34 protein-coding genes, 1 tRNA gene and 1 pseudogene are annotated in these 23,271 nt (G+C 50.9%); 14 read left to right on the top strand and 22 right to left on the bottom strand.

All coding sequences use genetic code 11. The annotated features are described in order from the left end of the window. The first annotated feature begins 128 nt into the window (after positions 1–128). From SYNC_RS14580 to SYNC_RS03995, 5 genes are all read left to right on the top strand, one after another. Positions 129–299 (top strand): hypothetical protein, encoded by a 171-nt coding sequence (locus SYNC_RS14580; RefSeq protein ID WP_167897159.1) that lies wholly within the window; start codon positions 129–131, stop codon positions 297–299. A gap of 130 nt (positions 300–429) precedes the next feature. Then, entirely contained in the window at positions 430–570 is a 141-nt protein-coding gene (locus SYNC_RS14575; protein WP_167897157.1) for a hypothetical protein, read from the top strand. A 48-nt stretch (positions 571–618) separates the two neighbouring features. Further along, on the top strand, positions 619–834 hold the full coding sequence (locus SYNC_RS04005) for a hypothetical protein (protein WP_011618790.1): 216 nt from the start codon (positions 619–621) through the stop codon (positions 832–834). Positions 835–1,662: 828 nt separating this feature from the next. Further along, the gene (locus SYNC_RS04000; protein WP_011618789.1) at positions 1,663–2,328 is read left to right on the top strand and encodes a hypothetical protein; all 666 of its coding nucleotides are present in this window, start codon (positions 1,663–1,665) and stop codon (positions 2,326–2,328) included. A 234-nt stretch (positions 2,329–2,562) separates the two neighbouring features. After that, on the top strand, positions 2,563–2,910 hold the full coding sequence (locus tag SYNC_RS03995; RefSeq protein WP_148201835.1) for a hypothetical protein: 348 nt from the start codon (positions 2,563–2,565) through the stop codon (positions 2,908–2,910). A 55-nt stretch (positions 2,911–2,965) separates the two neighbouring features. On the opposite strand, the gene SYNC_RS15250 is transcribed toward SYNC_RS03995, so the two are convergent. Both SYNC_RS15250 and SYNC_RS03990 read right to left on the bottom strand, forming a co-directional pair. Next, on the bottom strand, positions 2,966–3,073 hold the full coding sequence (locus SYNC_RS15250; protein WP_071813676.1) for a DUF4278 domain-containing protein: 108 nt from the start codon (positions 3,071–3,073) through the stop codon (positions 2,966–2,968). 648 nt (positions 3,074–3,721) lie between these two features. Next, a complete protein-coding gene (locus tag SYNC_RS03990; RefSeq protein ID WP_041426407.1) occupies positions 3,722–4,201 on the bottom strand; it encodes a hypothetical protein in 480 nt (159 codons plus the stop codon). A 121-nt stretch (positions 4,202–4,322) separates the two neighbouring features. On the opposite strand from SYNC_RS03990, the gene SYNC_RS03985 reads away from it, so the two are divergent. The 3 genes from SYNC_RS03985 to SYNC_RS14570 all read left to right on the top strand — a co-directional run bounded on the left by SYNC_RS03985 (position 4,323) and on the right by SYNC_RS14570 (position 5,876). Further along, positions 4,323–4,835 (top strand): hypothetical protein, encoded by a 513-nt coding sequence (locus SYNC_RS03985; RefSeq protein WP_041426406.1) that lies wholly within the window; start codon positions 4,323–4,325, stop codon positions 4,833–4,835. A gap of 333 nt (positions 4,836–5,168) precedes the next feature. Further along, complete coding sequence (locus tag SYNC_RS03980; protein ID WP_011618785.1) at positions 5,169–5,519, top strand: hypothetical protein; 351 nt, start codon at positions 5,169–5,171, stop codon at positions 5,517–5,519. 141 nt (positions 5,520–5,660) lie between these two features. After that, positions 5,661–5,876: a hypothetical protein gene (locus SYNC_RS14570; RefSeq protein ID WP_167897153.1), complete on the top strand. Its 216-nt coding sequence runs from the start codon at positions 5,661–5,663 to the stop codon at positions 5,874–5,876. Positions 5,877–6,322: 446 nt separating this feature from the next. Here the strand turns inward: SYNC_RS14570 and SYNC_RS03975 are convergent, their stop codons facing one another. After that, positions 6,323–6,820 (bottom strand): nuclear transport factor 2 family protein, encoded by a 498-nt coding sequence (locus tag SYNC_RS03975; protein WP_148201834.1) that lies wholly within the window; start codon positions 6,818–6,820, stop codon positions 6,323–6,325. A 264-nt stretch (positions 6,821–7,084) separates the two neighbouring features. Further along, positions 7,085–7,306, bottom strand: a pseudogene (locus SYNC_RS14975) (hypothetical protein); the annotation flags it as partial. Positions 7,307–7,668: 362 nt separating this feature from the next. Between SYNC_RS14975 and SYNC_RS03970 the strand changes: the two are divergent. Continuing rightward, positions 7,669–8,124 (top strand): lipocalin-like domain-containing protein, encoded by a 456-nt coding sequence (locus tag SYNC_RS03970; protein ID WP_011618781.1) that lies wholly within the window; start codon positions 7,669–7,671, stop codon positions 8,122–8,124. Positions 8,125–8,752: 628 nt separating this feature from the next. Here the strand turns inward: SYNC_RS03970 and SYNC_RS03960 are convergent. Next, positions 8,753–9,019: a DUF1651 domain-containing protein gene (locus tag SYNC_RS03960; protein ID WP_041426917.1), complete on the bottom strand. Its 267-nt coding sequence runs from the start codon at positions 9,017–9,019 to the stop codon at positions 8,753–8,755. 196 nt (positions 9,020–9,215) lie between these two features. Here SYNC_RS03960 and SYNC_RS14565 point away from each other — a divergent pair, with 196 nt between their 5' ends. Continuing rightward, on the top strand, positions 9,216–9,377 hold the full coding sequence (locus tag SYNC_RS14565) for a hypothetical protein (RefSeq protein ID WP_167897151.1): 162 nt from the start codon (positions 9,216–9,218) through the stop codon (positions 9,375–9,377). Between the two features lie 70 nt (positions 9,378–9,447). Beyond that, on the top strand, positions 9,448–9,696 hold the full coding sequence (locus SYNC_RS14175) for a hypothetical protein (protein WP_148201833.1): 249 nt from the start codon (positions 9,448–9,450) through the stop codon (positions 9,694–9,696). Here SYNC_RS14175 and SYNC_RS03950 read toward each other — a convergent pair. From SYNC_RS03950 to ftsH, 14 genes are all read right to left on the bottom strand, one after another. Continuing rightward, positions 9,653–9,949 (bottom strand): hypothetical protein, encoded by a 297-nt coding sequence (locus SYNC_RS03950; RefSeq protein WP_011618778.1) that lies wholly within the window; start codon positions 9,947–9,949, stop codon positions 9,653–9,655. The genes SYNC_RS14175 and SYNC_RS03950 overlap by 44 nt on opposite strands. Continuing rightward, a complete protein-coding gene (locus SYNC_RS03945) occupies positions 9,946–10,563 on the bottom strand; it encodes a hypothetical protein (protein ID WP_011618777.1) in 618 nt (205 codons plus the stop codon). Before SYNC_RS03945 ends, SYNC_RS03950 begins: the two co-directional genes overlap by 4 nt. A gap of 185 nt (positions 10,564–10,748) precedes the next feature. Next, complete coding sequence (locus SYNC_RS03940) at positions 10,749–11,159, bottom strand: hypothetical protein (protein ID WP_011618776.1); 411 nt, start codon at positions 11,157–11,159, stop codon at positions 10,749–10,751. A 40-nt stretch (positions 11,160–11,199) separates the two neighbouring features. Next, complete coding sequence (locus SYNC_RS14560) at positions 11,200–11,370, bottom strand: hypothetical protein (RefSeq protein ID WP_011618775.1); 171 nt, start codon at positions 11,368–11,370, stop codon at positions 11,200–11,202. 643 nt (positions 11,371–12,013) lie between these two features. Beyond that, positions 12,014–12,850, bottom strand: coding sequence for a 5'-methylthioadenosine/S-adenosylhomocysteine nucleosidase (locus SYNC_RS03930; RefSeq protein ID WP_148201832.1), 837 nt, complete (start codon positions 12,848–12,850; stop codon positions 12,014–12,016). Between the two features lie 231 nt (positions 12,851–13,081). After that, positions 13,082–13,333, bottom strand: a complete 252-nt coding sequence (locus SYNC_RS14170) for a hypothetical protein (RefSeq protein WP_148201831.1) — start codon at positions 13,331–13,333, stop codon at positions 13,082–13,084. A 217-nt stretch (positions 13,334–13,550) separates the two neighbouring features. Beyond that, positions 13,551–13,623: transfer RNA gene (locus SYNC_RS03925), tRNA-Ala, on the bottom strand. Positions 13,624–13,687: 64 nt separating this feature from the next. Beyond that, the gene (gene lexA / locus SYNC_RS03920) at positions 13,688–14,305 is read right to left on the bottom strand and encodes a transcriptional repressor LexA (protein ID WP_041426916.1); all 618 of its coding nucleotides are present in this window, start codon (positions 14,303–14,305) and stop codon (positions 13,688–13,690) included. A 58-nt stretch (positions 14,306–14,363) separates the two neighbouring features. Next, positions 14,364–14,834, bottom strand: coding sequence for a hypothetical protein (locus tag SYNC_RS03915; RefSeq protein WP_049750320.1), 471 nt, complete (start codon positions 14,832–14,834; stop codon positions 14,364–14,366). Continuing rightward, positions 14,831–15,079: a hypothetical protein gene (locus SYNC_RS03910; RefSeq protein WP_041426401.1), complete on the bottom strand. Its 249-nt coding sequence runs from the start codon at positions 15,077–15,079 to the stop codon at positions 14,831–14,833. Before SYNC_RS03910 ends, SYNC_RS03915 begins: the two co-directional genes overlap by 4 nt. After that, on the bottom strand, positions 15,076–15,246 hold the full coding sequence (locus tag SYNC_RS14555) for a hypothetical protein (RefSeq protein WP_011618769.1): 171 nt from the start codon (positions 15,244–15,246) through the stop codon (positions 15,076–15,078). Before SYNC_RS14555 ends, SYNC_RS03910 begins: the two co-directional genes overlap by 4 nt. 15 nt (positions 15,247–15,261) lie before the next feature. Continuing rightward, a complete protein-coding gene (locus tag SYNC_RS03905) occupies positions 15,262–16,002 on the bottom strand; it encodes a carboxylesterase (RefSeq protein WP_011618768.1) in 741 nt (246 codons plus the stop codon). Next, positions 15,999–16,946: an ornithine carbamoyltransferase gene (gene argF / locus SYNC_RS03900; RefSeq protein ID WP_011618767.1), complete on the bottom strand. Its 948-nt coding sequence runs from the start codon at positions 16,944–16,946 to the stop codon at positions 15,999–16,001. The genes SYNC_RS03905 and argF overlap by 4 nt, the downstream gene beginning before the upstream one ends. Positions 16,947–17,175: 229 nt before the next feature. Beyond that, on the bottom strand, positions 17,176–19,059 hold the full coding sequence (ftsH, locus tag SYNC_RS03895; RefSeq protein WP_041426915.1) for an ATP-dependent zinc metalloprotease FtsH: 1,884 nt from the start codon (positions 19,057–19,059) through the stop codon (positions 17,176–17,178). Positions 19,060–19,296: 237 nt separating this feature from the next. Between ftsH and SYNC_RS14165 the strand changes: the two genes are divergently transcribed. The 3 genes from SYNC_RS14165 to SYNC_RS03885 are packed head-to-tail and all read left to right on the top strand — an operon-like array spanning position 19,297 to position 21,229. After that, positions 19,297–19,479, top strand: coding sequence for a hypothetical protein (locus SYNC_RS14165; protein ID WP_167897149.1), 183 nt, complete (start codon positions 19,297–19,299; stop codon positions 19,477–19,479). Between the two features lie 2 nt (positions 19,480–19,481). Further along, entirely contained in the window at positions 19,482–20,222 is a 741-nt protein-coding gene (locus SYNC_RS03890) for a potassium channel family protein (protein WP_011618764.1), read from the top strand. A gap of 50 nt (positions 20,223–20,272) precedes the next feature. Further along, positions 20,273–21,229, top strand: a complete 957-nt coding sequence (locus tag SYNC_RS03885) for an aldo/keto reductase (protein ID WP_041426914.1) — start codon at positions 20,273–20,275, stop codon at positions 21,227–21,229. Here the strand turns inward: SYNC_RS03885 and ribD are convergent. The 3 genes from ribD to SYNC_RS14970 form a co-directional block, all read right to left on the bottom strand. Further along, complete coding sequence (gene ribD / locus SYNC_RS03880) at positions 21,226–22,323, bottom strand: bifunctional diaminohydroxyphosphoribosylaminopyrimidine deaminase/5-amino-6-(5-phosphoribosylamino)uracil reductase RibD (protein WP_011618762.1); 1,098 nt, start codon at positions 22,321–22,323, stop codon at positions 21,226–21,228. The two genes, SYNC_RS03885 and ribD, sit on opposite strands and share 4 nt — an antisense overlap. Continuing rightward, positions 22,323–22,820 carry a DUF3122 domain-containing protein gene (locus tag SYNC_RS03875; RefSeq protein ID WP_193328839.1) on the bottom strand — a complete coding sequence of 166 codons (498 nt, stop codon included), beginning with the start codon at positions 22,818–22,820 and terminating at the stop codon, positions 22,323–22,325. The genes ribD and SYNC_RS03875 overlap by 1 nt, the downstream gene beginning before the upstream one ends. A gap of 221 nt (positions 22,821–23,041) precedes the next feature. Then, positions 23,042–23,212 carry a hypothetical protein gene (locus SYNC_RS14970; RefSeq protein WP_237699274.1) on the bottom strand — a complete coding sequence of 57 codons (171 nt, stop codon included), beginning with the start codon at positions 23,210–23,212 and terminating at the stop codon, positions 23,042–23,044. Between the last annotated feature and the right edge of the window lie 59 nt (positions 23,213–23,271).

Here is a 23,271-nt window from a genome sequence, read left to right as displayed (position 1 = left end):
CTTCAAGATCAAGCCCGGCCGCTGAAACGCAACTAGGCTCCGTGCCCATGAGGCAAGGCCTGATGCCTGCTGATGCCCTGTGACACACGTTGGTGCCAAGCGATCGGAGCTAGTGGATTGAAAAGAAGATGAGGACTCTGCAGATAGGAGCGATTGCAGTGCTTGCTCTAATAACTGTTGTCGTGGTGGGAGTCGATCAAGGCAAACAGCCAAGTACCGATCGACCAGCCGAAAGCAAGGGACAACTGGAACGCTTGCGAGAGGAGCGACTCAAAGACGCGGTTCCACTGAGGAAATAACTGACAAAGCTGTCCCCTAACAACACGCACTGATCGTCACACTGAAAGAGTCCTGAATACGCTGTTTGGAAGCTCACGCCAACAGACCCGAGCTAAACCCAGGGGACTTCAGATCATTGAGGCACGGCTGATGAAGTTTCTGACAACCATCGGGCTATTCCTGCTGATCGTCGGTTTCTGGTGCGGCAGCGTCCTGGGTGTCCTGTACATGATGGAACGGCATCGCATGCAGGAATCAGGTCTTCTGGAACGAAATGGCCCGGATGGGTGATGTGAGCCCGATCAATCGGAGTAAGGATGTGATGAGAGGAATTGATTAATGGACAAACCAACCAAAAACACAGGCTCTCTGACTGTCATTGCTGTCGTCAGTCTGTTTGCACTGGTCTTCGCCGCTGCATTCGCCTTCGAGACCTACAGCCACTCGCAGCAATACAAAGACTGCATCGCAAAGGGTGATCTCAGTCGCGATCAATGCCGCTTGCTCTACCCCGCACAGCGAGGAATCGATGCTCAAAGCCGTCTGCGCCGGTGAGGAGCTGCAGATGGCAATAAGAGCTAATAATGCTGATGACTACAAGGCTTAGCTTTCACACTGTATCGAACAGCTTGGACGGGATGTAGCTAGTGAAGTCGAGTCCGACTGGATGGTGCCCTTATTAGTTGAAGAGGAGAGGGACAGGCTGATGGCTTGGCAGCTGGGAGTGAGTCTCTAGTCCTTTTGGGGGATAGGTCAGCAGCGAAGACCACTCGGGTGGGGGATTCGGATTCGTAAAGCTTCAACGATGGTGAAGAGGTCCAGGAGTGGCGACCTCTACTACCTAAATCATTCAAATGAAACTCTTATCTTCCATCGCTGCCGCTTCTATCATCGGCGCCTCAATGTTTGTTACTCCACCTGCTGCAGAGGCAAAGGAGCATCATCACCATGGTCACCACCATAGACTTCATGAGCTAAGAAGAAGTCGTCGAGAGTTCCGCCATGATGTTCGCGCATTTAATCATTATGAAAGAGCATATGACCATGATTGGGGTCATGCTCGCAGGGTTTATAACCGCGAGGTGTATGGCTATCCCCCAGTGATTCCTGTCTACGGATACAACCATTATCGTAATCCTGAATTCGGAATCCAACTTAGGTTCTGATTTGAATTTTCTGTCGGGAAGCCTGATAAACCTGCCTTTATGAGAGGTCTTAGGGCTTTGAGTGGTCGCTATCGATCTCCCGACTAAATATTCATTTACCCCGTCACGAGCGGGGTTTTTCATTTCTGCCTGACCTACCAGCAAAGCTGAAACCAGCTACTGCAGCTGGCATCACCAGCACAAGCAAGGCATCGTTACGGCATCTAATTGACGCCCCATGCTGCGTCGTCTCTCCTTGGGGCTGCTGGCTTCTGCCATCTCTGTTGCTTCCCTGCCTGCCATTGCTCAAGAGAAGGACAGTGCTGATGATCTTGGTGTGATGAACATCAGCCTTAAGGATGTCGTCAAGCCAACTCTTGGCTTTCAAACTGTTGCTGGCACCACCATCTCGACCTCCACGCGTTTGGGCTACCGCTGGCTCAATCGTGATCGCAGCACGATGTATGGCATCAATGCTGGATATGACAGCAGGCCGATAGCAACAGGTACAACAACCAATGGCATTGAAGTCTTTAATTCACAAACACCGTTCTTTCAGCAGGTTGCTGTAAATGTAGAATTACAAAGCAACCAATGGGGTGCCAATGTCTATGGATTAATACCGGTTGGGAAATACGGCTATGGCTCAGACAATATCGCCACAATGAACAGTAGCTTTGCAGCAGAACCGTTAACAACTGTCGGCCTTGATGTCAATTACAACATCAGCAATTTATTGGCCGTAATGGCAGGTTATTACTACCAAAGCTGCGAGAAGGAACCAGAAATATTTGAAAACGATGCTGAAGGATCTGGCGTGAAAGCACGGCTAGAATATGACATCAGCTATCAACCACAGGCTGGTGTTGCTTATTCCTATGACGAAATTTTGAATCCAGGGTGAATGCTGATTTGAGATTACGTTTTGGTGGACCCAAAACAATAGAAATGAGGAAAGAAGTTCAACAACAACCTGTGATTAAGGCTTTAACCGCAACACCAAGCAATCGAGACGTAAGGGTTGGGAATTCGCGGAAACGCTGCCCTAAGGGCTCTGCGATAATAGGATCTACCCGCATTCGACTACCTGTCACCCTTACTTGTAGATCGGCTGGTGGTACTGCGGATTGTTGATGGATTGACAGCGACCAGTCTTGTCAATGATGTTGAACGTGGTGTGAGTAGGAGAGAGCCACTGCTTGGAGTCATGTTGGCCAGTGCTTATCTCTATTTGCCTGGAACCGAAGCACAAGCAAGGCACGAGCTGCAGAACCAATCGGAAGAGACACAGTTCAGTGCAGCCCTCGCCAATGAAATCTCAGATCGAGAATCATCGATCAGGCGTCTGATTGAAGAATGCACAAAGCTTGAGTCCGCTTACAGCGCAGTGATTCTTGGGCGTAGGGAGCTAGACATTCCTTATCAATCTGATGATAGTGACTACGTTGATGCAGCAACTGAACAACAGCTAGAGATGTTCGATTAAGAAACAAAAAAACTCCCGCTGTTAAGCGAGAGCTAATTGATGTGAACTCTTTAGATCACTTGGCGTATGACACGCCGCGATATGTCAATGGTGCTTTCTTAGATGCATCATTGCCAGCAGCATTGTGCTGGACATACTGCTTACCACGATAGGTGAGAGTCATTTGAGGTTCCTCAGAAATCCAGGTCCCCGTTCCGTGGCCTGGCGAGTCTGCGCCTCACAGAAGTGAGGTGAACGTTGGGTGTAGTTATGGCTACAAGAAGGTTATAGCGCCAGCGTCAACGCCTCTGGTGTTTGTGGTGTTACAAAAGTGAAACCAATCTTGCTATTGGTAGCAGCCTTATACAGAAAAGTAAAAAGCCCACGCCGTTAGGCAGGGTATATGGCCTTAGCTGAAACTTAGCTGGAATTAGCTTGAAGCATTGTAGATTAACTTTTTTGATCCACTTTATGGCCAATATAGTTGATACAACTGAAACCTTATAGACAGCCTCAATGAGGGTACCAATGCAAAGAGAAGCAACTGAACTTTTGATTTTCACATCTGGAGTGACTTCAAGTCCAGCTAACATGCAATTGATACTTATCGACCCTACTAACACACCGGCCCTAAAAGCATAAGTTCGAAAAAATTAATGCTGCGATCTTTTGGCTTCGTATCTGCCTGAGCGTTGCATGTAAACAGTAAGAACGATGCAAGCAATAGGGCAGTGCATTTATAAATCAAGAATGATCTTACAAGAAAAAATAAGAAAAAACTCCGCCGTAAGACGAGGACAATGGCATTGACTCAAAAACAGCGGTCGATGTATTAATTATAGGGAGTCCAGAGGGTGCAGATTGATGCGACAAAACCTCCACGAGACTTCACGGAGCATCCAACGTTGCTTCTGTTGGGACGCTTAAAGAGGATCTGGTGGTGACGAGGGGATTGATTCCAGCGGCTCATCATCGACTGTATGCTCCAGGCGCGGGAATTAATAGGGCATCCAATCACCTCGCTGGCTGGAAAGGCGGTGGCAATCTTTGCTGGTGCTTTTGAGACCTGGTTTTGCAAAGTTTGGAAGGCGCTGTAGTCGTGATCGCAGTTGGCGCGATCCAATAGCTCGTTGAGAACAGCAGCGCTGTAGGACAGTTGCAATCTCTGAAGGTCTTTATTGAGTGGTTTCAGTACTGGCATCCCTACGCGAACACGCTGGGCATTGATGGCCCTTTCGAGGGCTATGCCTTGCTCCAGTTCACGACTGCTGAAATCAATGCTTTGTGAATTGGCAGGTGCTAATCCCAGCATTGTGAACAGCAGTGCGAAGAGTGGACCTCCGAAGAACCACCTTGGGGAAAGAATTATCGACACAGGAGCCTTTATTTTTCATCATCCTGTTCGAATTACCCTTGATCGACAACCGAGTCAGATGGCAGATCCGACCACTCTCGTCAGCACCCTCATCAACGAGCTGAAGGGTCAGCTAGCTCAGTCAGCGAGAGAGCTGATTATGAGAGATAGCTGGGACTTGGGTTGTCCAGTGATGGTTATCGACACTCGGAAAGACCCAAAGCGAGTCATTGCTACGACTATTCGTGGAGTGACGGGAGTCATCACCACTTCACGTGTCATCGACCATCCTTTGATGAGAGCTTTTATGGCGAGACACAAGGAGGTAGGAGCCGAAGAAGCCGTCAATGAGCTCCTTAACGGCCCTGACGGTGAGGAGTTCGCTGAGGTGTGGGACTCCTATGTGAAAGAAAGAGATGAAAGAGGGCTGGCTTGTTGGTCCCATGACGACGCTGCGAAGTTCGCCAGTAAGTCGAGGGAAGCTTTTGAAGATGGTTGTTTGGCTTGTGTCGCCATCACACAGGGAGACGAGGGAGATGACGTGGGAGTTTTGACGTTTCAGGTCAAGTCTGAGTGGCTCTCACCCCAATAGGTAATCTCGCCAAACTGCATTCATGTGGCAGCAGCAGCCTGATTAAGCCCTACACAAGGAGAAACTCAGCGGTGAAAGCTGGCTGGTCAACAGGCAAGAAGAAATGCTCATGCCGAAGATTGGTTGGAACTCCAGCTGTGAACATGCCAAGCCCTGATGGAAAGCAGCTGAAGCAGAAGCGAAGCGACCTAAATGCGATGCCAAGCTCGTTCCTTTTGAGTGCGACTGGAAAGCCTATTTAGAAGCAAACCCTGCGACAAAAGCATGGGCTGTGGCTAATCCTGCGATGGCAGAGCAGGAACGCACCAAGTTGACCGCCGACCCTCAGAAGAAATGATTCGCACCACACTCACCGCCCTCGCTTCAGTCGCTGCACTCTTTGCAGTCAGTGAGCCAATCGATCCGCCCGTTGCCATGGCCGACACTGTGAAGGGAGCCCTATGCGTGCTCTCGCGTCATGACGACGCAATGCCTCCGGAGCAGTTCCGCTGCGATTTCACCCAGCTCCGCGGCAACGTCTACGTCGACAGCCCCCGCTGGGCTTTCGCCTTCCCTGCTGCCGAAAACGGCTCTACCTACGAGCGGCAAAACTTCGAGGATTTCAAGCGCTTCACCCGCGAAGGCCAGTACACATTGACCGTCTTTGAGTCAGGCGAAAAGCCCAACGAGCCCGGTGGTTATTGATAGGCAGAACTGACCTCTAGGGCAGCTTCAGCATCCATACGGTCAACAGTCATTGCAGCCAACATCTGATGGCTACAAGTCTTGGCTAGTTCTCGCTATTGAACAGCTTGGAAGGGATGTGGCTGGTGAAGTCGAATCCACATGGATGGTCCCTTTATTGGTAGAAGAGGAGAGGGTCAGGCTGAAGACTTGGCAGCTGGGTGTGAGTCTCTAGCCCGTTTGTGGAGTAGAGGAAGAAACCTTGTGGAAGAACCTGCTGAGTCATGGAAGAAAGTGGGTCTCTGCGACATGGGGACTCGAATCACCAGAACCGTGACAGGTGTCCATCCCCACAAAAGAGTTCGTGCGGATACATAAAACTCACCTTAGTCCTCACACGGGAATCCACGGAAGGGGTGAGGGTTGTCAAAGACCCTCCTTTTTTATGGATTGCTGACCTAGCAATAATTCGGTGCCTGTTCCTACAAAAGAGTTCGTGCGGATACATAAAACTCATTTCAATCCAAGGATGTGGTGGTCCTTGGGGGGCGCGTCGTCGTGAGGGAGGTCTGGTGGGCCTTCCTTTTTTTTGGCTCTGTGGGTGTTGGCTGAACCCTCCCGACACGAAATCTTCCTCAGTGCCGTTGATTAGCTCCCCGCCACAAGCGAGGTTTTTATTGCCCTGGAGCCTTGGCGTCACATGTTTCCGCGTGAGCTGTTGTCAAAACGAGTCAAGAGCGAATGAATTACAGATATTTGCCTAGCTTTAAGATTTCGACAAGCAAGGATTTTCCCTCGATTTGCATTAATCCTGTATACAGCAACTATTGAACGCAAGGGACTACATTGTCTTGGGCGGCAATTATCTGCCAACGTCCATCATATTTAAGCCATGTATCGGTCCATGCTAAGCAGGTTTTTTTGGATGGAATTTCTTTGGACATATAACTTTCGCTTCCATAGGCGATAGCGACATTCTCGCCAAAGAACTTGACTTTGACATCACCAAGAACGCAATCTTTGTTGGCACCAGTCTCCAAAGCTGTTGATTTGTTATATCGCTCACCTGAAGTCCAAGTTCCATGGAATTCGTCTGACAAGTATCTTGTCATGCCAGCATTTGCCATACAGTTGCCAGTTTGCCAAAGTTTATCGGCGGCATTGATATACTGGACAATAGTATCTTCTTCATTGCCCCATCGGATCCGAGGAGCCGGAGAGGAGTAAGCAATATTGTTATATATTAGAGACAAAAGAGATGCATAGAATAAGGTTTTTATTACCTTGACCATTTGAGTATTAATGAAACAAGATTTGATCATGATAGTGGCATATATAAATTTGGGCAACCGCTTGGAAAGCCCCTACCGCACACATTTAAAAATCGTTGCCCCTTTAATTGAAAGAGCAATTTGCTAGTAATCTGACAAATGAAACGTATGAATGCCATCCAACGGCTGGCACGATTTGGCAGAAAATAGATAAAACGAGATCGCGAAAATAAGGATTTCAGCTAAGGACATTACCGACGCAGACATGGGATCGAGTCCTGCATCGAAGCAAACGACTGAGCGTGAATGATGCAATTACCCTGCTGGAACAGCCCTAACTGCCGCCTTTTTTTTACCGGGATCAAGACTATCGGGTGAATTCTTATAGCAGCAATCGTGCACCCGTACGTCCCGATTACTTGGTGATGCTGTTAAAGCATTGATCACAGGCAGCTGTTGAACTTCTTTGCGTTGTGCTGTTGTACTTGCACCACCAAAGCGAACTTTAAGATCTGCTGAAACTCTGGTCTCGAATGCAGTAGCTCTTGCCATAATCCATCAACCTTGATATTGAGCAAATAACCAAAGAGATCTTTGTACATTATATATTAATCCCTGAGGGATTAGTTCTGACTCCTATTAGTGATCCTGTTAGTCGTGCAGTCATTCGAGTAAGCCAAGAAAATAAAAAACCACGCTCGTGGCGGGGCTAGTGAATATTCAGTCGTGAGGTTGATAGCTATGTATCAGCGCCCTTCCGGGCTCCGGCCCATGATTGATTTCGTTGCTGTTGTTACCGGATCGCCATTCCATGGCATTAATTGCTCAGGAATACCTCGATTGAGGCTCGCGAAGCTCGATAACAATCGGTAGGTTGCCGCACAGAAACAGGCTTAGTTGTGACCCTCAGTTCGGTTCAGTCCACTCAAGCCATTACTTCCCCCTCCGTTCATGGCGCCTGGCAGCTGTTGAGCTACGACGTCGAACAACAGTCCAGCAGCGACACATTCGCACCGATGGGCGATCAGCCCACTGGCTATGTGATCTTCACTCCGGAAGGCCGTCTCTCCTTCATGCTCTCGGCAGAGGGGCGCAAACCGGGTTCTAATGCCGAAGAGCGATCGGCCCTGTTGAGCAGCATGATCGCCTACACCGGCATCTACCGCCTCGAGAGTGACCGCTGGATCACCGAGGTAGATGTGGCCTGGAACCCCGAGTGGGTTGGTACCGAACAAACCCGATTTTTCACGATCGACGGCGACATGCTTACGGTGCACACCCCTTGGAGGGTGATGCCCAACTGGTCTGAAAAAGGGCTGACTCGCAGCATTGTTCGCTTTCAGCTCTGCCGGTGAAAACGTTCAGGTAAGGCAGTTTCAGCTTTGCTGCTATTCAGTAAGCAATACACAACCCCCGCTCTTGGCGGTGCTGGTGAATATTCAGCCGTGAGATCGATAGCGATAATCGCAGCCACCTATTTGGCTTCAATTTCGAGGTTGCAGTAAGTCTGAACGACCGGGTATTAGATCCTCCATTTCGAGTTCGGTAGTATCTAAGCCCATCGCGAATCCAAACTTTTCCATTGCCACTGCAGTACCGACAGTAAGTCCCAGAATTAAAATGAAGGAAACCATCAGTGCTGGATGGACGTCGTGGTTTTTGTTCATTAGGAGTCAGTAGTTTTGCTGAATAGTTTTATTAGTATGATGCAGCCTGAGACGCAGATAGTTGTGGAAATGACAAATCGGTTGAACTCGACTCTGTCAATTCCGAGTAGTGTTTCAATCATAATTAAATTCTTCCTGAGCATTTACTAAGTAATTTTGGGCGAGAGATCAATAGCGACAAAAGTAGAAAGTTTCATTTGATTCAGGTGTTGTCTAGGGGGCATCCCCTCGATGTATTCACCATCGCTGAAACACAACGAATCCGAATCCCCCATTCGAGTGGTCTTCGCTGCTGACCTATCCCCCGAACGGGTAATCAGTTAGGCAGCGTGCAGCGTTGCCAACCGATCTTCTGCAGGTTGATCCACATCTCGATGCCTAGGTGTCTGAGCATCCGCTGCTGCCTGATGGGTTTCCCAAGCCGTGCTGACAAGCGGTAATAGCTCACCAGAACGAACTGAGCATGTTGCGTTGGTGTGTCGGGCTTGATCTGGATGAGCATCCCCTCCTGTCTGTTGACCAGCCAGCCTTCACCGTTGAGCTTCTCCTTGTATCGGGCGTAATCAGGCTGCTGCTGCCACATCAGCGCATTTTGGCGAGATTGCTCATTGGATTGAGACCCATTCACTCGAAAGGATGAGTTAAGGCATAAAAAAAGAAGGCGACAAAACCTTCTTCGGGGGGTGTGAGGAGTCAAACCTTTTAGGGAATTGACCAAGCACATGCTGAGGAAATACCGCAGAACAGTCAACCAACTGATACGTAGGGGCTTGCTCAGCATGATTTCTGAGCCATTATTCATTTGTGAGGAAGGCTTCTTCACGGAGTGGAAACTAGGCAACACGCCCAACGAGAAGCCGAGAGACCCTGCCTTTGGCGGGGTTTTCTTTTGTCTATTGCAGTGGGTAGTTTCAGCTTTGCTGGTGATCCTGATGCATTGAAGTGAAGTGAAATCCTTGGTCGGAAGTGATCGCCAGCTCTGAATAACCTTGAGAAGACTCACCAACAAACATGCTCCACGCTGAACGCGTCGCCTTGCAAGGCATCTTTGAGCTGGATTGTGCAGAAGAGGTTTATCTAGCTGTGATGGACAGCAAAAACCCCGAAGCCGTAGCTGCGGGGATGCGATTGCTGCTTACTCACATGCACTCTTGGAGCCATCAGATGCTGGCTGGAATGACTGTTGACCGTATGGATGCTGAAGCTGCACTGGAGGTCAGTTCTGCTCCACACGCAGGCTGTACCTCCCAGTCCTGGTAAAGACCAGCGGCTGAGCGTTAATCCTGATGTAGGTCACGCCCTGATTCTTAGCGAGGAAATTAAATTCCCAGCGATCAGACCAGACCTGAACATTGCCGCCGCTCTGACGGAAATCACAGTCAAAGGTTTCTGGAGGAGTGTTTATGCCGCCGTAACGGATCAGCGTGCATTTGGCAGGAACGATCTCAGCCATGGCTGGAACAGCCAGTGCGCCGAGGGTGAGTGCTGCGGCGGTGAGCGTGGTGCGGATCATTTCTTTAGAGGGTCGGCTGAGAGCTTGATGCGCTCTTGTTCTGCCATTGCAGGGTTAGCGGCAGCCCATGCCTTTACTGCTGGATTGGCATCTAGGTAGGTATCCCAATCACAGTTGTGGGCTGCAAGCTTGGCGTGACACTTAGGCCGCTTGTCTTCTTTCTCTGCCGCCTTCCAGCCAGGCTTGGCATGTTCACAGCTGGAGTTCCAGCCAATCTTGGGCTCAACGGAGGGGCAGTCTTTTGACTGCGTAATTGGAGAAACAGCACCCAATTTGAGGTGACCTCGGTCAATACCGGAATAGCTCCACCAGTTGATTTTGGTGCCGCACTTCCAGGTGGATTTACCCGCAACGATTGGGTCATGACGATCACCGCCACCAATGCCCGTAAAGGAGCAGTTGACTTTCTGGCAATTACCGGCGCCGACGTAGGCATAACCGGCTCGGCACTTATTACCGAGATATTCAGGTGTGCCTTTCTGCGCTTCAACGCAGCCGCGATAGTCAGCTGCTTTTAGACAGAGGTTATGGATCTCTGGGGCGACATCACCAGCCGCAATGGCAGGCAGTGTTCCAGCGATAATCACTGCTGCAGTGAGTGTGGTTCGGATCATTGGAGTTCTTTGATTGATGTCGCGACGGCGGCGCAGATAAATGCTGGGCGATCTTTTAAGCCCCGCAGGTAAGCGTCGATGCTTTGTGGGAAGCGGACGCAGATGGGCTTTTCTGCAGTGGGCTCATCACCTTTTTGCCGGCCTCTGAGGGTTTGCTGCCTGATGTGCGTGTGACCGACTGAGGGTTATTCACGCTGGCTTGACCGCCACGTGTTATCTGCAATAGAGGAGATCTGTACAAGAGTTACAGCAGCAACCAGATAACCACTTGCAATCGCTTTCTTTATTCCACCGATGTCTGGATTGTCATTGAACATTGTCCCAAGGCATCCGAACAGAAAGATCAATAGACCTGTGGTGTATCCAAGAAGCGCTGGTTTCGACATTCCTGTCACCTCTTGTGTGACTCGAGCTTCGATGCTCGATACCGCAGGTTGCTGTTGTTCTCCGCCATGAGCAGCAGTCCGCTGTGTGCCCTGGGAAAGACTCGATGGAATAGGAGGAAGAGGAATTTTCGACTCAGAAGGAGTAGGCATGTAGTGATGAATCTTGACCACTCCACCATCTCGGGAATCAATCGGATTCGAATCACCCATTCGGGTATTGATGCAGGATCTGCATAGTTCCCTAAACGGACTAGAAGCTCACCCCCAGCTGCCAAGCCATAAGCCTGTCCCTCTCCTCTTCAATTAACAGGGGCACCATCCAATCGGACTCAATCTCATCAGCTACATCCCTTCCAAGCTGTTCAATGCCGAGTGCTAGCCAAGACTTATAGCCATCAACGTCATTCGCCCTGAGTGCCATCCGTAAGCTCCTGCAGTAGAGCAAATGTCATCTATGTGTATAAAATAATAATAATAACTGCTTTAAGCTTTACTTGCAGGAATGAAACCAGTAATTAGATTGAAAATTTGCAGTCATAAAAACAATAGCAGTGCTCTCGAAAGCGCCAAGATCATTCAAACAGCAAAACGCGATTTGTGTTTGTCGCTCTGTTATCTCTATTAGTACTCTCATTTTCCCTAATGACTAATGAAAAGGACACTTACACAAACCACATTGTTCAAGGTTACCTCCTGCAGGGGCTGGTTGACGTCAGATCGTCCAGACAGCAATGAGGAAAGAAAAGTTATGAGAATCTATTCCTGCCAAGCTTAGTTTTAGCTTCTCCAGATCCCCGCATACTCAAATCTTTTATTGACTCAGCCATACAAAAGAGTTCAACAAAGAGAACGGGCCAGCCTGATTTCTCAAAGCTCCTAACGAGTTCACAAAAGACAGTCGACTTGGGTACAGTCCTGGGTATTATTTAGGTGCAAGGTGCCAAACGCATTACTGAGAAGAAGCAAGTACTAGAAAGGCTTCATAGGCATATCTCAGCTCAGATCTCTGATTTCATAATTCACCATTTTCCGCTAAACGAACCTTCTATTTATTAGACAGATGTTTAATTCCTGGGCATTTGCGCTTTTCTTTGATTCTCTAGCCATAAGTAAGAATTATCTCTCTTCAATATTTCATTGATCATCATCATCAAAAATTTTGCACTGACAAAGGCACAATAGGAATGCCAGTCATCTTTTTTCTTGTTATCCGCATGATCTGCGACTCCTTTTGTAACCAACCACATAACATTATCGAATGCTGAGCTACAAATTTTTGCAGCTGAGGCAACTCCGTACGATTCCATGTCAACTCCATACAGCTTTGATGTTTTATCAAGAAGACTATCTATATATGACGAGTCTTTGACGACAAAGCTGCCAGAAGCCATTGGCCCAATGTGAATATCTGTTTTTCCAATATCGCCCTTCGGCCTGGGGTAGCTCGAAGAAATCCCGATGATATCTTTCTCATTATCCATAATTGATTGAATAAATTGGAGCACCCATTGATCCTGACCTATTGATTGCTGAAAGGGAGTAATAGAGCCATTTTTATAAGTTCCTGCTGTATGATCAAAAACCTGACTCGCTACAATAATATCTCCCATCTTGGTCAATGATTTTATGCCAGCACATATTCCAGTCATCGCAATAATTGAAGGCTGCCACTCTATTATTGATCTCGTAGCGATGACGGCTGCGGGGATTGGCCCCATATCAATTGGTTGAACAGTAGCTACGTTGATTGCTCGGTTTTTATATGTAATCTTCCCTACGTTATAGTGAATACCATGCATAACTACTGTTTCGAAGTCAATTCCAAAACAGTCTTTGAGAGCCTGCTTCTCTTCTGAGAGAGCTGTGATAATAACCATATCTATATTAAGCGGTCTATTCAATGTCACAACTAAGCCAATAGCGTTTAATATTACAATTATGCATCACTTTATTCAATTGCGCAGCACAACACAACACCCCTCCATCAGCGCTGCGCAATGTCCGATCCTTCATTCATTACACTGGCGGGACAACAAGTGATTTTATTTGCTGAGCAAGGAAAATGGCTAGCAAGCGAGGTAATTTATTTTTAACTTAGCTAAGTTATTATAAACAACCTTAGGTGATAGCAGTCAAGTTTTTGCTGTCCTTCCAAGTTCTTCAATGCCAAGGGCTAGCCAAAACTTGTACTCATCAGAGTCATTCGCCCTAAGTGCCATCAGTAGCTCCTGAAGCAGAGCCAGCGTCATTTGAGTTTCGAGGGCCATTGTTTTGGGGTCAACTGCTTGAAGCATTCCCCCGTTTGGGTTGCTCAGCTCATCGCAGTAAAAAAGCCCGGAGTGTCCAAACCTCAGGCCAAAACCGCTCCACAAGCATGCAGTCACGCAGACATGGGATCGAGTCCTGCATCGAAGCAAACGACTGAGCGTGGCGGAAAGAAATATCGACTGTCTAGAGCTGCTCAGGGCTTGCGTCGGAAAGCCACTTACCCCCATTTGGCGCACATATTGGCGCACAAAAAATAATATTTAGTTGTTTTGCTTTAAAAAGCGGCCGATGCAAGCCTCTGAAATCCCTTTCAGTGACAAGGTATTCATTCAATGGAGCCAAGCGGATTCGAACCGCTGACCCCCTGCATGCCATGCAGGTGCTCTACCAGCTGAGCTATGGCCCCATCAACAACGGCGAAGCCCGCAAGCCTGTTCGCTGTCGAGGCGAAGCATACACCGCCACGGAGCTCAAACCTGGCGCCACACCGCCATTAATTTGCCTTGAACTTGCACCTGCTCCGCTGGCAACTCAATCGGGTCGTAAGCAGGATTCGCCGCTTCCAAGCGCACCACACTTCCATCAAGGTGGAAATGCTTGAGAGTCGTGCCACTCCCTGCAACCAAAGCACTCACAATCGTGCCCTGACGCAAGCGACCCGGCTCTTGCACAGGTTCCATCAACACAACATCACCATCGGCGATGTGAGCATCGACCATCGAGTCACCATTCACCGTGAGCGCAAACAAGCCACGGGTTTCGAGAACTGGAGCCAAATCAAGATGTTCTTGCACATCATCAAAGGTTTCCACCAAGCCACCGGCCGCTACAGCGCCAAGCACCGGTATTCCAGATGCCACATCTCCCAACAATTGCAGGGTGCGCGCTTGCCCCTCCTGCCAAGTGAGCCATCCTTTTTGTTGCAAATGGCGCAATCGGCTTTGCACAGGAGCAGGTGAACGGAGACCCATTGCCTGCATCATCTGACGAATGGAGGGACTATGGCGATGGCTACCGATGTAGTCCGACAGCCAGTCGTAGAGCTCCTGCTGAGCAGTGGTAAGCGGCTCGGGGGATCCAGTGGTCACCAGGACGTCCAATTCAGTCAATACATATGTACCTATTCAATGAGGATTTGGCAAGGCCTCAGGGATTAGGAGCTTGAGCGCAGATCCAATTCACTTTGGAAGCCGTTCCCTTTCGCCCTGGATAAGGGCTCCAGCGCCCCTCCTGATCCTGCCGCTCCAGCACCCCATCAACACACTGGGCGCGCATAGACAACTGCCGCATTCCCCAAGGGTTGCTCTCTCCCTTGCGCATCAACAGCAAGGCCTGAAACGTCACCGCTTGATCATCACGGCGAGGATCACGCAAATATTCAGCGGCGTCGATCTTGGGGGATTGCATCGCCTCAACAAACGTCCAATCAGCCTGGGTTACCGTCTCCTCATCACTCATTTGCTGGCGCACCTCACTCCAAAACTTGGGCTCAGGTTTCGGCTCCCAGCTGGCATAGCTCGGCAACGCAGAAGCAACCGACACAACAGCCGCAGTGGATCCAGTGATCACGATGGTTCGCAATCCAACGGACGTCCGCAGAATGGAAAGAACGCTCATGATTTCTCCTGGTCGAGGTTTTTTTGCTTGATCAATTCCGCCAACATTTCCAGCTTGGCATTTTCGGATTCGGAGGCACGAGACGCCATCCAGGAACTTGAAGCTTTGAGCTGAGCCAGTTGCTGAACCAGAGACAGCGCCGTTTCTCTCAGGGTTTCGATGTCATCGCACTCACGGATGAACCGGCCCCACTTTTCGAGCTCAAAGGATTGTTCCAGGCCTCGCTCAATCGGGTTCATGCTCATCCGTTCTGCTCCCTCTGCTCCTGATCCTTCCGCTCCTGCTCGAGCAAGGGGTCTGGCTCACCGTTACAGATGGCTTTAGCCCTGCGATAAAAGCCGCTGTCGCGATCATCCGCCGCTTCTAAGGTTTCGAGAATCCGTTGCCAGTTGCCTCGTTCGACTTGATCCATGCTTCAAGTAGATATTCAAAAAATCTTACGTAAAAAGTCGAGACTGAGATCACGCACCATTGTCCATTCAGCATCCACCGTGATCGCATGACCGCTGCGCTCTAACCAGTGAAGTTCTCGAGGTGAGGACTGCACATTGCGCATCAACAGCTCAATGCCACTGGCTGAAATCACCTTGTCGCGACGACTTGCAATCGCCAAAAGCGGTTGCTGAATCTTGGTGAGCTGCTTGCGCGTGCGAGAGATGAGATCAAGAACTCGAGCACTGGTTACCACTGGATAGCGGTCGTAAGACCAAAGCCGCTGTGCCGCGATCGGGTCAAAAAAATCAGAGGCAGGCTTCGGCAGCGATTGCGTAAAACGAACGAGCAATGGGGCCAAAAAGCGGCGTGGATCTCCGCTGCGAATCGGCGGTGAATACAGCAGGAGGGCCTTGATTTGGGGATGGCGCAACGCCAATTGCAAACTCAAAATTGAGCCCAACGACAAACCACCCACCACCACACTCTGACCTTCTGACAACAGGCGGGTGATCAAGGCATCGAGCGGGTCAATCCACTGCTGTGGATGAACTCCCATCAGATCATTGAGAGTGGTTCCATGACCCACGAGCAGAGGTACTTCAACGCCATAACCCTGGGCGTTCAAGGACTCAGCGAGGAGTTGCATCTCAGAGGGCGAACCGGTGAATCCATGAATGAGAACGACAGTCACTGCCCCACCAGGCAGTGAAAACGCCTGGTGCGATGCGCTCACAAACCACCAAGCAATACGGCGAGGAGAGCCTGCTGGGCATGCAAACGATTCTCCGCTTGGTCAAAGATCCGGCTTGAGGCACTCTCCATCACCCCAGCACTGATCTCTTCGTCTCGATGAGCAGGCAAACAATGCAGCACAATCGCCTTCGGATCAGCTTCTGCTAGCAGTGCCTCATCCAAGCAAAAACCTTTAAACGCCTGTTCGCGCTCCGCTTGCTCCTGTTCCTGCCCCATCGACGCCCAAACATCCGTGTAAAGGGCTTGGGCTCCCTGCACCGCCGCAACTGGATTACTGGTGACCTCAATCTGAGCACCTGACACGGCAAGAGCACGGGCTTGATCCAGCACCCCGGGGAGGGGCTCAAAACCATCGGGACAACCGATGCGCACATTCACGCCCAGAAGAGCGCCGCAAAGCATTAAAGAGTGGGCCACATTGTTGCCATCACCCACGTAAGCCAGGGTTTGACCTTGAAGGTCACCAAAGGCCTCCTGCATCGTGAGGAAATCAGCCAAGGCCTGACATGGATGTTCGAGATCCGTGAGGGCATTGATCACCGGAATCGAAGCCCAGTAGGCGTAATCCACTAGCTCTTGTTGAGCAAAGGTGCGCACAGCGAGAGCATCACAAAACCGACTCAACACCCTGGCCGTATCTTCCAGTGGTTCTCCTCGACCGAGCTGGGTCACCTGGGGATTGAGATCCACGGTTTGACCACCAAGCCGGGCCATCGCCACTTGAAAACTCACCCTGGTGCGCGTGGACGCTTTGGTGAAGATCAAACCGAGCACCCGGTTGCCGAGATCGATGCGACGGTCGCCAGACTTGAGTTGGCGCGCGAGGTCGAGCAGGGCCTGGGTTTCCTCCGCAGAAACATCTGCAGACGACAGGTAATCACGCCCGCTTAAGGAGGTGAGAACAGCAGCAACTCCCTTATCCATGCCAGCGGCTTCAAAGGAGTGTTATCGGGGATGAGAGGGCTGCTCGTCAAGTTTTCTTAGCCCCGCGTGCTGGAACCGTTGCGATTGAGACGCCAAATGCTTCAAACAATGGAATCGTTTGCGGCGTTGATGGCTGACGGATCCAACAAAAAACTGCCCCCCATGAGAGGACAGTTCATACAGTTGCTAAAAGCTAAAACGTCATTTTCGCGACCGAAAGCGCAGCAGATTAAGCAGCAACGGATGGCTCATCAGGCATCACGCTGGCTGAAAGCATCTCCTTGAGATCATCCCCTTCGATGACTTCCTTTTCAAGGATTTTTTGAGAGATCGTTTCGAGCAACGCCATGTTTTGGCGGAGAATCGAAACGGCTTGGTCATGGGCACGATCCACAAGACCTCGCACCTCACGATCGATCGCTTGCGCGGTGGCATCACTGACTGCACGGCGTGGATTGTTATTGCCACCAAGGAAACGACCACCACCTTGCTTGTCATAGGCAAGAGGTCCCAGGGTGTCGCTCATGCCATAGGTGCCAACCATCTGCTCGGCGATATCTGTGGCGCGCTGCAGATCATTGGCAGCTCCCGTGGTGATTTTGCCGAACACAATTTCCTCTGCAGAACGACCTCCGAGAAGGGTGGCAATTTGACCTTCCAAATCTTCGCGAGAATTGAGGAAGCGTTCTTCCGTGGGAAGTTGCAGTGTGTAGCCAAGGGCACTCATGCCACGGGGCACGATCGAAATTTTGGCCACCTTGCTGCCACCTGGCATGAGGTGACCCACAATCGCGTGACCAACCTCGTGATAAGCAACAACCTTCTTCTCGTCGTCTTGCATCACCCTGCTTTTTTTCTCAAGCCCAGCCACAACCCGCTCAATAGCTTCGTTGAGATCACCCTGTAAAACCTCTTTCTGATAATTGCGAGCTGCAAGTAGAGCTGCTTCGTTAACCAGGTTGGCAAGATCGGCACCTGCAAAACCACTGGTAGCTTGCGCAATCCGATCGAGATCGACGTCTTCGGCCAGTTTTACTTTTTTGGCATAAATATCGAGAATTGTTTTACGACCGGAGAGATCTGGGCGGTCCACCAACACCTGACGGTCGAAACGACCAGGGCGGAGCAAGGCAGCATCGAGAACTTCAGGTTGGTTAGTCGCTGCCAACACAATCACAGGCTTGTCTTTGGATGCAAAGCCATCCATTTCGGTCAGCAATTGGTTGAGCGTTTGTTCGCGCTCGTCGTTACCACCAACCACACCCATGGAGCCAGAACGGCTTTTACCGATTGCATCAAGCTCATCAATAAAAATGATGCAAGGAGCGTTCTTCTTGGCCTGTTCGAACAAATCACGAACGCGAGCAGCACCTGCTCCCACGAAAAGTTCTACGAATTCAGAACCACTGATGATAAAGAAGGGAACGCCTGCTTCCCCAGCGACGGCTTTGGACAGAAGGGTTTTACCTGTACCTGGAGGACCAACCAGTAAAACCCCTTTTGGAATTCGTGCACCGATATCGGTATAGCGCTCGGGTGTTTTTAAGAAGTCAACAATCTCGTTGAGCTCGTCCTTGGCTTCATCCACACCTGCCACATCAGCAAACGTGACCCGAGATTGCTCATCAGGCACATAAACCTTGGCTTTGCTCTTTGTGAAATTGAGCGCACCTTGAGCGCCGCCGCCGCCCATGGAGCGGCGCGCAAAGAACTGCAGCACCAGGATGAAGATCAGCGGTGGGACCACCCAACTCAGGATGGTGGTGAAAATATTGGGCTTTTTCGGAGGGGCGGCAGCAAACTCAACTCCTTTGCTCTCAAGACGCTGAGGCAGATCCATGTCGAAGATCGGCGTGGTTGCGAGCACGGAAGGGGCACCTTCCTCAACCTCACTGAGCTCGTAGCGAATTTGATCTTGGGTGATGAAAGCGCGCTTAACGGCTCCATCATTCACTTGGTCGATGAAGAGTGAATAGGGCACCCGAGGCACCTGCTGCATGCCTTGGCTGGGAATGAAGCTGCTGAGCAGCAACAACACTCCGAAACCAATCAACACCAGATTGATGATCCCGAAGCGCCGATTAGGGCGATTGTCGTCCTCTCGAATCGCCATGAAGCTGATTCCCAATTGCGCACCAAACTAAGTCGGTTGTTTCCCTGATGGGAGTGCCTGCTGGGAGGAGAACCGAACGCCTCGCTCACAAACGAAAGGCTGCTTTCTCTTGGCATTTAGACCAGGCGGCGCCTTCACAAGGGCCATGGACCTCTTCAACAGGAGTGATTCGCGCTTTGCTACGGCCAAGGCAAATGAAGCGCCTGGTTGCAACTAGATCCCAGCCAATCACCTTCGTTGGCCCTGACAACTCCAGCAAGCAAGGGTTGGAGATCAAATGCTGCCAAAAGTCGGACCGCGGTGGCAGCGGTTTGGCACGGTGTTATTCAACATCGACAGCTCAATGCCCATGCGGACCACCTTGCTGGGCTCGCTGGCGTTCGCGATTGTTGGAATCCTGAGCTTGGCGGAATGCGCTGAAGATGAAATCAAACCGATCAAAGCGCCACCATCGAGAAAAAATCTATGAGCTACTTCTAAGCCTGTGCTTAGTGGTGCTGGTGAGCTTTGCTTTTCCGCGCCTGAGCTGGATCGGCCCCCTCGGCTACGGCTTGATCGCCTTGCTGCTCACCCAGTTAGTGATGATCCGCAAAGAGACGCTCACGCTGGAAGATCGTTTGTACCAGCTCCTAGGTCTCGCAGCTCTGATTGCTCTGCTTCTCTGGCAAATCACGCCTGTGCGCTGGGTGGTGAGTGGCTTTCCTCTTGTGCTCACCTGGAGTGTGTTGGTGGGTTGGAGCGTGATCCGCTTGGTGGAGCGGTTGTCCCAGGAACGCAAAGTCACGTCTGGGTTACTGATGGGTGCTGCCGCTGGCTATTTGTTATTGGGGCTCACAGCGGGGCTTGTCATGAGCGCCCTGGAAACCATTCAGCCGGGCAGTTTCGAGCCGCTCAACATCCTCCAAGAATCAGCCAATGGGCCCGACGCCAGTGTGCTGATGTCAATGAGGGGCTTCTCGCAAATTAACTATTTCGCTTTTATCTGCTTAACCACAGTGGGCTTTGGGGACATCGAACCGGTGCTGCCGGTCTCGAGAATGCTCGCGGTTGTAACAGGAATCATTGGACCGCTCTATCTAGCCGTGGTGATGGGAGTTCTCATCGGTCGCTACACCAACCAAGTTGAAGAGAAAGACATTTTTAATCACGAAGACCGACGGTGAGTCGAGACCTCAGCACTAGCGTAAACAACATCAAAGACGTCATACCAACCATGCAATATGCATCCCTATCCAACGGTGACCGGATGCCATTGTTAGGTCTGGGCACCGGCAAATCCGAATCAAGACAGGTTTATAAATCAGTAAGGGAAGCCATCAAGATTGGATACCGCCACATTGATTGCGCGAGCATTTATGGCAATGAAGAGGAAGTAGGTGATGCCATTCGCGACGCCATTCAAAATCATGAGATCACAAGATCGGAGCTCTGGATCACATCGAAGCTTTGGTCTAACTGCCATGGCAAGAATCATGTAGAAGCGGCACTCAGCCAATCACTTCAGAATCTAGGAGTGGACTATCTGAACCTTTATCTCATTCATTGGCCGGTGGGAATCAGACCAGAGAAGACTTTTGCAGAGTCGGTTGATGATCTACTCACACCGGAAGAAAGTCCGATCAGCGAAACATGGGAGGCGATGGAATCAACACGCGACAAAGGGCTTACGAAACACATTGGTGTTAGCAACTTTACGGTTAAAAAGTTGCAACAACTGGTCTCCCATTGCAAGCAGAAACCAGAGGTGAATCAAGTGGAGCACCATCCGCTTTTGCAACAGCCAACCTTGATTGAGTATTGCGCGTCAGAAGAGATTCTGATCACCGCTTACTCCCCACTCGGCTCCATGGACAGACCCCAATCCCTAAAGGTGAAAGATGCACCGGCTGTGCTCGACCATCCTGTGATTCGTGCGATTGCGGAAACACGCGGCTGTTCTCCCGCCCAGGTGGTGCTGGCATGGGATGTCCAAAGGGGCATTTCAGCGATTCCTAAGTCCGTTAAACCGTCACGCTTGCTTGAAAATTTACAAGCTGCTGATATCCAACTCAGCAACACCGAGTTGCAAAAAATTGAAGCGCTCGATCAGAATTTCCGCCTTGTGAACGGAGCATTTTGGGTGATGGAGGGTGGTCCTTGGACACTTCAATCGCTCTGGGACACCCCTTAAACAGCTGGGTCAAGTGGAGGCGTTAACGCTCCCAGCAACAGATCACACCCCAACCACTCTGCAGTCAGCGCGGAGAGAGGGATCACCTGATCCATCGCCGAGAAACCCAGCTCACCAAGAGGCGTTCGGGCCAATGTGCCTCCAAGAAGCTTGGGGGCAATCACCACCGCCAACTCCTGAACACAGCCCTGCTTTACTGCCTGCGCCGCTAGGGACGGTCCGCATTCCCAGAGCACGCGGTTGCAGCCTCTTGGAGCCAAAGCATGCAGAAGATCCAATGGCTCGCTTGCCAGAAGCTCAAGGCGTTCCGGGCCCTCAGGCAGGGGGCGATCAGCGCAACCTGGCCCATGGGCAAGAAGTGTTGACGCCAGGGTTGTATCCCAAAGCTGAGCTTGGGGAGGCAAGTCAAGACTGCGACTCAGCACCACCCGCAAAGGTTCAGGCGCACGCACTCCTCGGCTAGTGAGCAGGGGGTTATCAGCGCGCACGGTGCCGCCTCCCACAATCACCGCATCACAGCCAGCCCGCAACTGATGCACCCAGCCCCGCGCTGGAGGAGCGCTAATCCACTGGCTTTCGCCATTGGGCAGGGCGGTGCGGCCATCCAAACTCATCGCCCATTTGAGAAGTCCCCAGGGACGACCCGTTTGAACGCGATGGATGAAGGCACGATTTTGATGCGCTGCTTCGGCCTCCAGCACGCCGGTGATCACCTCCAAACCCGCGTCCCGCAAACGCTGAATGCCACCACCAGCTACACGCGGATCAGGGTCTTTGAGTGCCACAACCACGCGCTGAATGCCGGCCTGAATCACAGCCTCCGAGCAGGGGGGTGTGCGGCCCTGATGACAGCAAGGCTCAAGCGTGACGATGATCGTGCCGCCCTTGGCGCGCCCACCGGCTTGGGCAAGCGCACCGACCTCGGCATGAGCTTGACCTGCTTTGGCGTGAAAGCCTTCCCCCACCAAGGCTCCTTGAGCATCGAGCACCACCGCTCCCACCAGGGGGTTAGGACTGGTTTGTCCTTCAGCCAAGGCTGCTAACTGCAGCGCCCGGCGCATCCAAAGGATCCAGCGGTTGGAGCCGGCCTGCATCAGCTCAGCGGCTGTGTTTGCACGTCGCGCCATTCGCCCACCACATAAGGAGGAACAGGCAACTCATTGAACACTCCCGGCAGGAAAAGGCGCAAAGGGCGGTTGTTGCTCAGATCGGCGAGAAGAGGATCGAGAGCGAATTCTGCGGCAGCCTCTCGGCCATCGCTGGCGAGAGCGGGATTATCGAGGGTGATGTCGTCTAATTCCCATGCCTTAACTCCTGCCTGAACACCCATCGAAACTGGATGGTCAAGCCGAACCTTGCCGGGATAGCCCACAATTCTCAAAACCACGGGATTCCCAGGCTCGCCGGTTCGATAGACCACGGCCTGCCAGCTGTCGTAATCGAGGTCGCGCAAGCTTTCAAGGCTGCGCAGCATCGGAGCACCAGCTTCATCGTTGTGCTGGTGCACTTGCGCCAGAGCTGCGCTTGGAGTGACCAAAATCAGGAGCATCGCAGCTAAGAAGGAGACCAAAAGTCGACGCAGCAGACCCATCCGAACAAAACATTCCTTCCGTCCATCATCGACGCTCCATGCCAGGACTGCGGGAGTCGCTGGCCGGAGTGAAGACAAATTCTTATCTCAACCACAATCCAAATCAACAATACAACGAAGTCAATAACAAATTCCTCCGCATTAACAGGAGGAATTTGCCACTCAACCATGGGCTTTAGCACTCAAAATAGCAACAGCAATAAGCTGAGATTAGCTCAAACTTAGGCCGTAAAATGACTCGCATTAAATTCACCATTACCTCCAAGCATGCAATCAAACTCCGGAGCATTTTCAACTGCTTCTGTATAGGAAGCACCCTCACAAAGAATGCCGCCTACTGTCTCAACCAAGCCAACAAGCTCAACATTGGGGTTGCGACAAGAAGCATTCAAGAAGCCGTAATGCACACTCTAGCTGCTCAATTTTTTCTCAATCCTGCGACTTGAATACT

This window comes from Synechococcus sp. CC9311 (assembly GCF_000014585.1).
GTDB lineage: Bacteria > Cyanobacteriota > Cyanobacteriia > PCC-6307 > Cyanobiaceae > Synechococcus_C.
The sequence above is the reverse complement of the archived record's forward strand: the minus strand, read 5'-3'. Positions and strand labels throughout refer to the sequence as shown.

Coding starts and splice junctions, on each gene's coding strand:
- SYNC_RS03975 (WP_148201834.1), bottom strand. CDS start 6,820: ATGATCAAATCTTGTTTCATTAATACTCAAATGGTCAAGGTAATAAAA.
- ftsH (WP_041426915.1), bottom strand. CDS start 19,059: ATGGCGATTCGAGAGGACGACAATCGCCCTAATCGGCGCTTCGGGATC.
- SYNC_RS14575 (WP_167897157.1), top strand. CDS start 430: ATGAAGTTTCTGACAACCATCGGGCTATTCCTGCTGATCGTCGGTTTC.
- SYNC_RS14560 (WP_011618775.1), bottom strand. CDS start 11,370: ATGGCACTCAGGGCGAATGACGTTGATGGCTATAAGTCTTGGCTAGCA.
- SYNC_RS14565 (WP_167897151.1), top strand. CDS start 9,216: ATGATTTCTGAGCCATTATTCATTTGTGAGGAAGGCTTCTTCACGGAG.
- SYNC_RS03980 (WP_011618785.1), top strand. CDS start 5,169: ATGATTCGCACCACACTCACCGCCCTCGCTTCAGTCGCTGCACTCTTT.
- SYNC_RS04005 (WP_011618790.1), top strand. CDS start 619: ATGGACAAACCAACCAAAAACACAGGCTCTCTGACTGTCATTGCTGTC.
- ribD (WP_011618762.1), bottom strand. CDS start 22,323: ATGCAGGCCGGCTCCAACCGCTGGATCCTTTGGATGCGCCGGGCGCTG.
- SYNC_RS03990 (WP_041426407.1), bottom strand. CDS start 4,201: ATGCTGGGATTAGCACCTGCCAATTCACAAAGCATTGATTTCAGCAGT.
- SYNC_RS03910 (WP_041426401.1), bottom strand. CDS start 15,079: ATGAGCATGAACCCGATTGAGCGAGGCCTGGAACAATCCTTTGAGCTC.
- SYNC_RS03890 (WP_011618764.1), top strand. CDS start 19,482: ATGAAATCAAACCGATCAAAGCGCCACCATCGAGAAAAAATCTATGAG.
- SYNC_RS14580 (WP_167897159.1), top strand. CDS start 129: ATGAGGACTCTGCAGATAGGAGCGATTGCAGTGCTTGCTCTAATAACT.
- SYNC_RS04000 (WP_011618789.1), top strand. CDS start 1,663: ATGCTGCGTCGTCTCTCCTTGGGGCTGCTGGCTTCTGCCATCTCTGTT.
- SYNC_RS03950 (WP_011618778.1), bottom strand. CDS start 9,949: ATGATCCGCACCACGCTCACCGCCGCAGCACTCACCCTCGGCGCACTG.
- argF (WP_011618767.1), bottom strand. CDS start 16,946: ATGGATAAGGGAGTTGCTGCTGTTCTCACCTCCTTAAGCGGGCGTGAT.
- SYNC_RS03960 (WP_041426917.1), bottom strand. CDS start 9,019: ATGTGGCAGCAGCAGCCTGATTACGCCCGATACAAGGAGAAGCTCAAC.
- SYNC_RS15250 (WP_071813676.1), bottom strand. CDS start 3,073: ATGACTCTCACCTATCGTGGTAAGCAGTATGTCCAGCACAATGCTGCT.
- SYNC_RS03875 (WP_193328839.1), bottom strand. CDS start 22,820: ATGGGTCTGCTGCGTCGACTTTTGGTCTCCTTCTTAGCTGCGATGCTC.
- SYNC_RS03915 (WP_049750320.1), bottom strand. CDS start 14,834: ATGAGCGTTCTTTCCATTCTGCGGACGTCCGTTGGATTGCGAACCATC.
- SYNC_RS14555 (WP_011618769.1), bottom strand. CDS start 15,246: ATGGATCAAGTCGAACGAGGCAACTGGCAACGGATTCTCGAAACCTTA.
- SYNC_RS14570 (WP_167897153.1), top strand. CDS start 5,661: ATGGATGGTCCCTTTATTGGTAGAAGAGGAGAGGGTCAGGCTGAAGAC.
- SYNC_RS03940 (WP_011618776.1), bottom strand. CDS start 11,159: ATGGGTGATTCGAATCCGATTGATTCCCGAGATGGTGGAGTGGTCAAG.
- SYNC_RS03885 (WP_041426914.1), top strand. CDS start 20,273: ATGCAATATGCATCCCTATCCAACGGTGACCGGATGCCATTGTTAGGT.
- SYNC_RS03945 (WP_011618777.1), bottom strand. CDS start 10,563: ATGATCCGAACCACACTCACTGCAGCAGTGATTATCGCTGGAACACTG.
- SYNC_RS14175 (WP_148201833.1), top strand. CDS start 9,448: ATGCTCCACGCTGAACGCGTCGCCTTGCAAGGCATCTTTGAGCTGGAT.
- SYNC_RS03985 (WP_041426406.1), top strand. CDS start 4,323: ATGGCAGATCCGACCACTCTCGTCAGCACCCTCATCAACGAGCTGAAG.